Raw genomic sequence first — 10,787 nt, forward strand, 5'->3', positions numbered from 1 at the left:
CAGCGGGATGGAGACCAGCCCCGGGTTCTGCAACGGGAAGACATGGAAATCCACCCCCGGGAAGAGCGCCTCCGGGCTGCCCGTCACGACCGGCGGCGCAGAGGACGCCCGGCCGCCCCGGCCCGCGGGTCCGCCCGCGCGCATTCCGTTCCCCGCGCAGGAGCCGGCTGACCAGGCCCCCGCCCCCGACCAGGCCCCTGCCCCCGCCGTCCACCAGTCCGCGGGGCCGCACGTCGCGTACGTCGGAGACGGCCCGCCCACCTACGCCGCCGAGCCCACCGCCCTGCCCGCCGCCCGGCCCCAGAAGCTGGACGAGCTCGTCGCCGACACCGTGCTCGACGGCGCGAGCTACGGCACGTACACCCTGCGCGCCGTTTCCATCCGCGGGGACTCCGCGCGCTACCGCGGTGAGCCGCGCCGCGACGCCCTCCTCACCGCGCGCTTCGGCACCGGCGACGCCGCGCTCGTCCTGGTCGCCGTCGCCAGCGGCGCACGCGCCGCCGAGGGTGCCCATCGCGCCGCCGCCGATGCCTGCCGGTGGATAGGCACAGCCGTCGGCCGCAGCCACGCCCGCCTCTGCGAGGACATAAGGGCAGGCCGCCGAGGCGACCTCAAATCAGGGCTGCACCGGCTCACCGACCGCAGCTTCGGCAGGCTGCGCGCCAGCGCCGCCGAGCAGGGCGTGGAGCCGCAGGAGTACACCGCCAATCTGCGGTGCCTGCTGCTCTCCGCCGACCCCGAGTGCCGTACCCGCGTGTTCTTCGGTGTCGGCGGTGGGGGCCTCTTCCGCCTCCGCGACGGCGTCTGGGAGGACATCGAGCCCCCGGTTCCCGAGCCCGCGGCCGTCACCGGCGCACCCGTTGTCGGATTCGGCTCACCGCCCTCCGAGACCCCGGAGGGTGACCGGCTCACCATGGATCTGGGGATCGCGACGCCCCCGTCCCCGTACATCGAGGCACCATCCCCACCACCCGCCGAACCGTTCCGGTTCCGCGCCTCCGTGGCCCGCCCGGGCGACACCCTGTTGCTGTGCAGCGCCGGCCTCGCCGAACCGCTGCGCGACGAGCCCGCCCTCGCCGGGGAGCTGGGCGGCCGCTGGGCGCACGGCGAGCCCCCGGGCCTGGCCGCGTTCCTCGCCGACACCCAGCTGAGGGTGAAGGGATACGCCGACGACCGTACGGCTGTCGCAGTCTGGGAGGCGTAACCGCGCCCGCCGTGGGTTGATGGATGTTCAGGCCCCGAGCCGAGAAAGGGTACGCATCCCATGGCCAAGCAGAATGTGGCGGAGCAGTTCGTCGACATCCTCGTCCGCGCCGGCGTCCAGCGGCTGTACGGAGTCGTCGGCGACAGCCTCAACCCCGTCGTCGACGCCATCCGACGCAATTCCGCCATCGACTGGGTCCAGGTCAGGCACGAGGAGGTCGCCGCCTTCGCGGCGGGCGCGGAGGCACAGATCACCGGGAAGCTCGCGGCGTGCGCAGGCTCCTGCGGCCCGGGCAATCTCCACCTCATCAACGGGCTGTACGACGCCCACCGCTCCATGGCGTCCGTGCTCGCCCTCGCCTCGCACATCCCCTCCAGCGAGATCGGCCTCGGCTACTTCCAGGAGACCCACCCCGATCAGCTGTTCCGTGAGTGCAGCCACTACAGCGAGCTGATCTCCAACCCGAGGCAGATGCCGCGCCTGCTGCAGACCGCGATCCAGCACGCGATCGGCCGCAGCGGCGTGAGCGTCGTCTCCCTCCCCGGCGACATCGCCTCGCAGGCCGCCCCGGAGAAGTCGGTCGAGCACGCCCTGGTCACCTCCCGTCCCACCGTACGGCCGGGGGACGCGGAGATCGACAAGCTGGTCAGGATGATCGACGAGGCGGACCGGGTCACGCTCTTCTGCGGCAGCGGAACGGCGGGCGCGCACGCCGAGGTCATGGAGTTCGCCGAGCGCATCAAGTCGCCGGTCGGGCACGCGCTGCGCGGCAAGGAGTGGATTCAGTACGAGAACCCCTTCGACGTCGGCATGAGCGGTCTGCTCGGCTACGGCGCGGCCTATGAAGCCACCCACGAGTGCGACCTGCTGATCCTGCTCGGCACGGACTTCCCGTACAACGCCTTCCTCCCCGACGACGTCAAGATCGCCCAGGTCGACGTCAGGCCCGAACACCTGGGCCGCCGCTCCAAGCTGGACCTGGCCGTCTGGGGCGACGTACGCGAGACACTGCGCTGTCTCACTCCGCGCGTGCGGGCCAAGTCGGACCGCAGGTTCCTCGACAAGATGCTGAAGATGCACGCCAACGCGCTCGAGGGTGTGATCAAGGCGTACACCCGCAAGGTGGAGAAGCATGTCCCGATCCACCCCGAGTACGTCGCTTCCGTACTGGACGAACTCGCCGACGAAGACGCGGTGTTCACCGTCGACACGGGCATGTGCAATGTGTGGGCGGCCCGCTATCTCTCGCCCAACGGCCGCCGCCGGATCATCGGCTCGTTCAGCCACGGCTCGATGGCGAACGCCCTGCCGCAGGCCATCGGCGCCCAGTTCGTCGACCGGAACCGCCAGGTCGTCTCGATGTCGGGCGACGGCGGCTTCACCATGCTGATGGGCGACTTCCTCACCCTCGTCCAGTACGACCTGCCCGTGAAGATCGTCCTGTTCAACAACTCCTCACTGAGCATGGTGGAGTTGGAGATGCTGGTCGCGGGACTCCCGTCGTACGGAACCAACAACCGCAACCCGGATTTCGCGGCGATCGCGCGGGCGGCGGGGGCGTACGGCGTACGGGTCGAGAAGCCCAAGCAGCTCGCGGGCGCGCTCAAGGACGCCTTCCGGCACAAGGGCCCCGCCCTGGTGGATGTGGTCACCGACCCGAACGCGCTCTCCATCCCGCCGAAGATCAGCGCGGAGATGGTGACGGGCTTCGCCCTCTCCGCCAGCAAGATCGTGCTGGACGGGGGCGTAGGCCGGATGGTCCAGATGGCCCGCTCCAATCTGCGGAACGTACCGAGGCTCTGACGCCGCTGCCGCTGGTTGAGGAATCGACATGAATCGACATGAGTGGCGTTCTCCGGGCGGGGCATGCATTTCCGTGGACGTATTCGACACAAGGGGTCGTTCCGGAGAGAGGGCTGTCCGACGTGCGGGTGGGGATGACGACTGGGCGTCAGGGAGGGGCCGGGGCTGCCGCGAGCGGGCACGGCCGGGAACCTGGGGCGGAGGGGGACCCGGGCGGTCGGCTGCGCCGCCGATTAGGCTGCGCGGATCTCACCGCCGTCCCTGAAGTACGACGTGCGCTGCGGGAGTTGCTCGGGCACTGGCGAAAGCAGGACACGGCGGAGGTGGCCGAGCTGCTCGCCAGCGAGCTGGTGACCAATGCGCTGGTCCACACCGATCACGGCGCGGTGGTCACGGCCACCGTCGCCGCCTCCACACTCCGCGTGGAGGTACGGGACTTCATGGCCGGACTGCCGGTGCCGCATGTGCCGGCAGCGCACCTCGGCACCCACGGCAGGGGGCTGTTCCTGGTGCAGAGCCTCGCGGACGCGTGGGGCGTACGCACGCACGGCGTGGGCAAGGTGGTCTGGTTCGAGCTGCACGAAAGGCCGGCCTGACGGACAGTCGCAGACCGGCCTTCGCGTGACGGTGCGTCGGCGGGCTTTCGGCTTTCACCCGAATTGCTGCTCGAGATCCCTGAGCTTCCGCTCCAGGGAGTCGAGACGCGGCAGCGTCAGGGTGTCGTCCTCGGCGGTGAGGTCGACCGTGCGCGGCTCAGTGCCGTTGGCCGCCTTCACGGCCTGGAGCGAGGGCCGGGAAACAAGCGGCAGCTGCCCCGGCTCGGCTATGGCAGGCTCCGCGACGGAGCTGACGCCGGACCCGACGCCGCCGGAGACGGCCTGCTCGGATCCACCCGTGGAGTTGAGGGCGGGAAGCTCCGCCCTGCGGTCGGCGTGACCGCGGCCCCACGCCCGGTGCTGCCGGTTCAGCGCCCTGATCTGCGCCCGCTCCAGCTTCTCCCTGTCCCGCCTGCGCAGCCGGTTCCGCTGCTTCTCCCGCCGGTCCTCGCGGACCTCGTCGACCGCCTCGTCCAGAGTCCGTACGCCTTCGAGCAGCATCAGCGACCAGGCGCCGAAGGTCTCCCGGGGCGCTCTCAGCCACCGTACGATCCGGATCTGCGGCAGCGGGCGGGGCACCAGGCCCTGGTCGCGCAGCGCGGCCCTGCGGGTCTGCTTCAGCGCGCGGTCGAAGAGCACCGCGGCCGACAGCGACATACCGGCGAAGAACTGCGGGGCGCCAGCGTGGCTCAACCCCCGTGGCGCATGGACCCAGTTGAACCAGGCGGCCGCGCCGGCGAAGGTCCACACCAGCAGTCGTGAGCCGAGTGCCGCGTCGCCGTGGCTGGCCTCGCGCACCGCGAGCACCGAGCAGAACATGGCCGCGCCGTCGAGGCCGAAGGGGACCAGATACTCCCAGCCTCCGGTGAGATTGAGATTCTCCCGGCCGAAGCCGACCAGGCCGTGGAAGGAGAGCGCGGCGGCGACCGCCGCGCAGCAGAACAGGAGCACATAGGAGGCCGTGCCGTAGACCGCCTCCTTGCGCCTTCGGCGCTCCTCGCTGCGCTCCCAGGAGTCGTTGGCCGCGGCCTTGTCACCGGCGCGCCTGCCGCGCGCGAGCACCGCCGTCGCCACCAGGACTCCCGCGAGCATCACGCCGCCAGGAAGCAGCCAGGCCAGTGATATGTCGGTCAGTCTCATGGGCGGTGTCCCTTGCATCGCGGTAGGGCGTTTCGGCCGCAATAGTGGCCGAACTCCCGGCGACCCCAACCGGTTTCGGGGCAATAGAACGCCAACGGGGCCACATCGCATACGGATAGGTGCGTTTCTGTCGAACCGGCGTATGAATAAGGGGAGTTGGTTCGATTTACGTCACCAGGTCGGGTGACGTGACGGCGGGCATGCGGGAGGTCAGGCGTTCGGCCGCAGTTTGCTCACGCGGTCGGCGTCGCACGTGCGCGGACAGGTCACGCAGGTGTCGTCCGGCCGCAGGGTGTAGAAGAGGCAGCAGCTCGCCCGGTCGCGGGTCGGCAGCGGCTCGCCGGCCGGCCCGGCGAGCTCACGGAAGCCGGCGGTGCCGACGTACGGCTTGGTGGCGCCCGGCAGCAGCTGCTCGAGCTCCGCGACGGCCCGCTGTTCCTCGCCGAGCAGATGCGCGACGTACCAGAGGCCCTCGACGATCTCGTCGGTCGCCATGCCCCACAGCGCACGCTTGCCGCGGCGCATCCGCGGCCCGAAGCCGTCCAGGACGGGCCCGATGTGCTCGGCGACGGCGGCGCGTACCTCGGCGCGCAGCGCCTCCTCGTCCGGTACGACGCGGGCGCCGGGCAGCTGTGCCGCGGGGTCGTCCGGCAGGCAGGCGAACTCCGTCACCCGGACCGCCATCCGCCCGAGCGCGCGATGGAAGGCGACGTCCTCGACGGGCGCCCGCGGCACCCGGCGGTGCAGAAACCAGGGGACCGTGATCAGCAGACAGGCGGGCCAGGCGTAGCGGTGCAGACCGAAGCTGGCGATCACGTCGGGGCGGGCCTCAAGTCCGTACTCCCGCAGGACCTGAGCCTTGTCCCAGGCGAGAAAGGCATCGAGGGCGGGTCCTGTGCCGGCGAGCTCGGCCGCGCCCACCCAGCCCGCGCCGGACGGGGTCCGCTCGCCCTCGGTGAGCTCCCTTACCTGCAGCCCGGGGAAGACCTCGGCCAGGCGCGCGTAGGCGTCGCCGACGGGCGAGGCAAGGGCGGGCAACAGGGCGGGAACGGTCATGCTGGGGGACCACCGAATCGCGATCGTTAGCAGGTTAGCCTTACCTTACCCGACGCATTCGATGTTTGAACTGCGGCCCAGCCCGCCTATGGTGCAAGGGGGCCTGCGCATGGTGCCGGGCCCGGCACCATGCCGGAGGAGGACCCGAGTGGAGCAGGCCCGAGCGCGCGACGCCGCGCTGCCGCAGCCGCACGCGTCCGCCCACCTCGCGGAACTGGCGGGCCCGCCTGACCACCCGGGCCCCGCGAAGTCACGCCTTCCGGCACAGGCCAACGCGCCGGAAGGCGCGAGAGGCGAGCACACCCACAGCGAGCCCCCTGCTCCCGGCATCGTGCCCCGCACGGTCCAGCGCCACTCGGTCCGCGGCCAGATCCTCGAAGCCCTGCGCACCGCCCTGGTCGACGGCCAGCTGATCCCGGGCGAGGTCTACTCCGCCCCCGTCCTGGGCGAACGCTTCGGCGTCTCGGCGACGCCCGTACGCGAGGCGATGCAGCAACTGGCGATCGAGGGTGCGGTCGAGGTCGTCCCCAACCGCGGCTTCCGCGTCACGATACGCAGCGCCCGCGAACTGGCCGACCTGGCAGAGGTCCGCTCCCTGCTCGAGATCCCGGTCATGCTCCGCCTGGCCCGCACGGTCCCGGCCGCCCGCTGGGCCGCCCTGCGCCCCCTGGCCGAGGCAACGGCGGCGGCTGCGGCCACCGGCGACCGCGCCGCCTACGCCGAAACGGACCGGGCCTTCCACCGCGCGGTGCTCGCGCTGTCCGGCAACCACCAACTGGTGATGGTCGCCGACGACCTCCACCGCCGCTCCCAGTGGCCCCTGACGAGCACCCCGGCCATGCGCCGGGCGGACCTGATGGCGGACGCGGCAGAACACATGGCACTGCTGGAGGCGCTCATCGCGCAGGACTTGGCGGTCGTGCGGTCGCTGGTGCGCGAGCACTTCACGGGCGCGGGCGGCTGACGGCCCAAGGTCAGTGGTGCGTCGCGTACGGCCGTGACGTCGCCTTGAGCTGACCACCATGCGTGCGCGCCTTTCAAGCTCGCGTTCGGTCATGCAGGTCTCCTGGATACGAGAGGCCCATCTGTCAATAACGTCCGTCAGTTTTAGACCTGAGCCACCGCTCTCCTCTGGGACGGAGATGTCCGAACGCGTCCTGCCCTGGGGCTACCAGGCGTTTGTCACCCGGTGCTGTTCTCGGCCGACGATGTACGCGCCCTCGAGCAGCTCGGCGCATTCGGCCGCGGTTGGCTTGTGCGCATTGTCGGGCCGCGGTGCTGTTGATGCGGATGCGTGCCGGCGTCAGGGCGTTGGCCTTCTCCGCCGGCAGCCCGAAAGCGACCCGGGGCAAGTTCGACCAGCTGATGCGGCGCCTGCGGGAGCATCCGCAGGGCGCGTGGACCTATGGCAGGACCGTCGATGACGTGGTGAACACCCTCTACACGGTCCAGCCGGGATGGACGCTCCTCGCCGGCAGGCTGCAGGACCTGTGGCAGGGCCGCGTCCCGACGCAGTCCCCGCCCCAACCCCCGCCCGTCCCGCTCCCGTACCTGGGGTTGGAACAGGCGACTGCGGTGGTCTGCTCCGACAGCCCCAATCCGCGTGACCCCGGTGCTTACCACGCCCTGGAGGAGATCAGCTTCACCCGGGCGGGCGACGCCGGACGCTTCTGGACCTGGGCCGCCGAGCCGTGTGCCACCTGGCCGGCCCGCGCTGCCAACCGCTACACCGGCCCGTGGAACAACCCCACGGCGCACCCCGTCCTGTTGGTCAACCCCACCTACGACCCCGCCACTCCCCACCGGAGCGCGGAGGCCATGGCCGGAGAACTGGCCAGCGCCCGCCTGCTCACCCTCAACGGGTACGGGCACAGCGCGCTGCTCAACCCCAGCAGCTGCGTCAACGAGTACGAGAGCCGCTACTTCATCGACGGCACCCTCCCGCCGGCCGGAGCAACGTGCCAACAGGACACGCCCCCCTTCCCCGCGCCCAAGCCCCACGGCGGCGTAACCACGGGCGGGGGCGCGATGGACGGCGCCGGCCCCACCGCAGGACTCAGCCGCCAGGCTGAGCCTGTCCGAGGTACTGAACGTAGGCGTAAAGGGCCGCAGACGCCCTGAGTCGGTGCAGGCTTCGGCGGTGCAGTTCCCGTCCGCGATTGGCCGGCTCGTCGCCTACGCGCTCGGGGGCTGCCGGGGCGAACGCGTGTGCCATCCGCAGCTCGGAATCCGTGTAGACGCGGTATCCCGTGGACTTTTCACGGCCTGGCCGTCCCAGCAGCGGCAGGCGCGGCGGCGCAGGGGATGGGGTGTCTTCTGGGTGCTTGTGATCGTCGGGGTCGTTCTGATCGTGATGAATCCGGCCAAGTCCCTATCCTGGCTGATCGGCTAGGAGGCGAGGCTGGGTAGGAGGTCTCCGTCCTGGAGCGCCCCCGAATCCCTACGAAGGAGTCATCCGTGGCCTTGCCCCGTGAAGAGCGTGAGCAGTTTCTGGCCGAGCCCCACATCGCCGCGCTGGCGGTGGACGCGGGCGAGGACGGGCGGGCTCCGCTCACCGTGCCCATCTGGTACCAGTACAAGCCCGGCGGCGACATCTGGATCATGACGGGGCGCGATTCCCGTAAAGCCGCGCTGATCGCCCGGGCGGGACGGTTCAGCCTGATGGTCGACCGCGTCACGCCCACCATCCGGTACGTCTCCGTCGAAGGGCCCGTCATCGAGACCGTCCCGGCCACGCGCGAACAGCTGGTGGAGATCTCGGCCCGCTACCTCCCGGCCGAAAAGGTCGACGGCTACGTCGACTTAGCCTGGAAGGAGCACGGCGAGCAGGTGGTCATCCATATGCGGCCCCAGCGCTGGCTCAGCTCGGACCTCGGCGAGGGGTGACCGGCCCGCCTCCGGTCATGCCGCAGGCTCGGGCTGCGGAGGGGAGGACTGGGCGGGCGCCGGCGGGGGCAGTTGCGCCGCCAGCCACACCGGTACGCCGCCCAGCAGGCGGAACAGCCGGCCCGCTTCCGCCCGCAGCCGGCCCGCTTCCGGCTCCGGCTCGCAATCGGCGAGCGCGGCCAGCACCGGGGCCGTGCCGATCAGATAGCCGAGCTCCTCGCGGATCCGCAGCGACTCGGTGAAACCGTGCCGGGCCTCCGCCAACTCCCCGTCCCGCAGGGCGAGTCCGGCCTGATGGTGCCAGGTGAAGGAGAGCAGCAGCGTGTCACCATGCGCGGTGGCTCCGGCGTGGGCGCGTTGGTACGCGGCACGGGCGGCCTGCGGGGAGTCCGCGATGTGCTCGGCGACCAGGCCGCGGCGGAAGTCGAGCAGCGGGCGTCCCGGTGAGGTGGGGGCGAGCAGCGCGGCAGCCCGGCCGAGCGCGGAGCGGGCCTCGTCGGCGCGGTCGCGTACGCCGAGGCGGGTCGCCGCGTACGCGAGCCGCCCGCGCTCGGACGCCGCCCCGCCGCGCTCCTCGTCGCCCCGGGCCACGGCCTCGGCCGTACGCAGCGCGTCCTCCGCCTCGGCCCAGCCGTCGCTGGTGAACAGACAGCGCTCTACGAGGAGTCCGGCCCGCTCCAGCGCGGCGGCGGGATCCGCCGCGTGGGGGGTGAGCAGGGCTGCCGCGTCGGTCCAACAGCCGCGCGAGCGCAGCCGCCATACCGCGGTCTGGAGTGGATCGTCACCTGCAGTGGTTCCGGAACCAGACATGGCGGTATGCGCCACGTTGCCCTCCCCGAGCACGCCATTGAGCTGTTGGGTCTGTGGCATCTCAGCATGGATGGGCATGCCTGGCCAAGAGGTCAGGTGAATGAATTCACAATCGTTCAGCGGCCGAGGGGGTCGGCGTGGGCGCCGTCGCCGGGGGAGAGCGGTGCGAGATGACCCCCGTCGTTCAGTTGCGTACGCGTCGTGGCGCGGCGACCGCGTGTGCGGCGCGAGGCTCTTGGCCTGCTCTGCGGGTTCCGGCGCGGTGTCCGGGCGGATCTGCTGCAGGCGCGCAGGGTCGCCTGTGCCTCCTCGGTGCGCGCGACGGCGGACGCGTGATCAAATGGCTCACCGCACGCGGCCGATGGCTGTCCTACTCGGTCGGCGTTGACACCGATGCATCCGCCACACTGCGCAGTGTGACTCCGGCGAATTCGTCGACGAGGGCTACTCGGACCGCGCCGGGGTCGTACCGCCGCAGGGGTACGGCGAAGGCCGCGGCGGCCGGTCGCCCTTGGTAGCGCGCTTTGTAGCACAGGATGCGCCACTCCTCGTCGTCCCAGGAGTCCACTATGTCGGTGTGCAGCAGCCCTGAGACCCTTTGGTATGCGGGGCTGTGCTGGAGTTGCCGGACGGTGGAGTGCAGCGTTAGGCCGGATCCGCTGAGGAGCGGCCGCGGCAGTCGTGACCGGAGATGACGCAGCCGGATCGGGCGACTCCAGCCGAGTTCCGGAGAGAGCAGGACGACGGCCACGGTCTCGACTGTCAGCACTGCTGTGGCCGTGAGCGGATGGGTGACGACCACGTCCAGCCAGTAGCTCGTCGCCTGGGTAGCGAGCAGCCCGGCGACGAGGAGCAGCCCGCCACGGGCGAAACTCCGCCACGACACCGGGGCGGAACGCCGACTGTGCAGGCAGCCGCACGACGACTCGGGGGCGAAGTGGCGGGCGTACTCGAGATAGCCGAGGAAGCCGATCGCCAGCGCGGTCGCGGCGACCGCGCTCACCGTACGCGCCGGGGGAACCATCAGCAGCGTCCCGATGAGCAATTCCAGGCCGCCGAGCAACCGGTAGGCGGGCAGCGCCCTCGTCGTGCCGAGCAGTGACGCAAGAGCTGTGGCGGGGGCACCGTCGGCCGCGTGGCGACCGAATAGTTTGATACTGGCGGCCGGAATCAGCACTCCCGCGAGCAGCGCGGGTTGGACCGCCGCGATCACATGGAGCATGTTGTCCCCTCGGTCCGAGCTCCTGCCGTGGTCCCCGTTCAGCGGGGGTCACGGTGGAGCAACTGCGGCT

Annotated in this window: 10 protein-coding genes; 6 read left to right on the forward strand and 4 right to left on the reverse strand. The window is 71.2% G+C overall.

Annotation, left to right across the window (positions count from 1 at the left end; translation table 11 throughout):
- Positions 1 to 331 precede the first annotated feature (331 nt).
- The 3 genes from ACWDO5_RS33415 to ACWDO5_RS33425 all read left to right on the forward strand — a co-directional run bounded on the left by ACWDO5_RS33415 (position 332) and on the right by ACWDO5_RS33425 (position 3,603).
- The gene (locus ACWDO5_RS33415) at positions 332 to 1,204 is read left to right on the forward strand and encodes a protein phosphatase 2C domain-containing protein (RefSeq protein ID WP_450534311.1); all 873 of its coding nucleotides are present in this window, start codon (positions 332 to 334) and stop codon (positions 1,202 to 1,204) included.
- Positions 1,205 to 1,264: 60 nt separating this feature from the next.
- Positions 1,265 to 3,007: a pyruvate dehydrogenase gene (locus tag ACWDO5_RS33420; RefSeq protein ID WP_450534312.1), complete on the forward strand. Its 1,743-nt coding sequence runs from the start codon at positions 1,265 to 1,267 to the stop codon at positions 3,005 to 3,007.
- A 134-nt stretch (positions 3,008 to 3,141) separates the two neighbouring features.
- Positions 3,142 to 3,603: an ATP-binding protein gene (locus ACWDO5_RS33425; RefSeq protein WP_450534313.1), complete on the forward strand. Its 462-nt coding sequence runs from the start codon at positions 3,142 to 3,144 to the stop codon at positions 3,601 to 3,603.
- A 54-nt stretch (positions 3,604 to 3,657) separates the two neighbouring features.
- Here the strand turns inward: ACWDO5_RS33425 and ACWDO5_RS33430 are convergent, their stop codons facing one another.
- Positions 3,658 to 4,743 (reverse strand): DUF2637 domain-containing protein, encoded by a 1,086-nt coding sequence (locus ACWDO5_RS33430; protein ID WP_450534314.1) that lies wholly within the window; start codon positions 4,741 to 4,743, stop codon positions 3,658 to 3,660.
- Positions 4,744 to 4,953: 210 nt separating this feature from the next.
- Positions 4,954 to 5,799: a (2Fe-2S)-binding protein gene (locus ACWDO5_RS33435; RefSeq protein WP_450534315.1), complete on the reverse strand. Its 846-nt coding sequence runs from the start codon at positions 5,797 to 5,799 to the stop codon at positions 4,954 to 4,956.
- 148 nt (positions 5,800 to 5,947) lie between these two features.
- On the opposite strand from ACWDO5_RS33435, the gene ACWDO5_RS33440 reads away from it, so the two are divergent.
- From ACWDO5_RS33440 to ACWDO5_RS33450, 3 genes are all read left to right on the forward strand, one after another.
- Entirely contained in the window at positions 5,948 to 6,763 is an 816-nt protein-coding gene (locus tag ACWDO5_RS33440) for a GntR family transcriptional regulator (RefSeq protein ID WP_450534316.1), read from the forward strand.
- A gap of 320 nt (positions 6,764 to 7,083) precedes the next feature.
- Positions 7,084 to 7,920, forward strand: a complete 837-nt coding sequence (locus ACWDO5_RS33445; protein ID WP_450534317.1) for an alpha/beta hydrolase — start codon at positions 7,084 to 7,086, stop codon at positions 7,918 to 7,920.
- 336 nt (positions 7,921 to 8,256) lie between these two features.
- Positions 8,257 to 8,685, forward strand: coding sequence for a pyridoxamine 5'-phosphate oxidase family protein (locus ACWDO5_RS33450; protein WP_450534318.1), 429 nt, complete (start codon positions 8,257 to 8,259; stop codon positions 8,683 to 8,685).
- 15 nt (positions 8,686 to 8,700) lie between these two features.
- Here the strand turns inward: ACWDO5_RS33450 and ACWDO5_RS33455 are convergent, their stop codons facing one another.
- Positions 8,701 to 9,495 (reverse strand): hypothetical protein, encoded by a 795-nt coding sequence (locus ACWDO5_RS33455; RefSeq protein ID WP_450534320.1) that lies wholly within the window; start codon positions 9,493 to 9,495, stop codon positions 8,701 to 8,703.
- A 370-nt stretch (positions 9,496 to 9,865) separates the two neighbouring features.
- Positions 9,866 to 10,717 (reverse strand): MauE/DoxX family redox-associated membrane protein, encoded by an 852-nt coding sequence (locus ACWDO5_RS33460; protein WP_450534319.1) that lies wholly within the window; start codon positions 10,715 to 10,717, stop codon positions 9,866 to 9,868.
- Positions 10,718 to 10,787: the final 70 nt, after the last annotated feature.

The organism is Streptomyces sp. NPDC000880, from assembly GCF_053599675.1.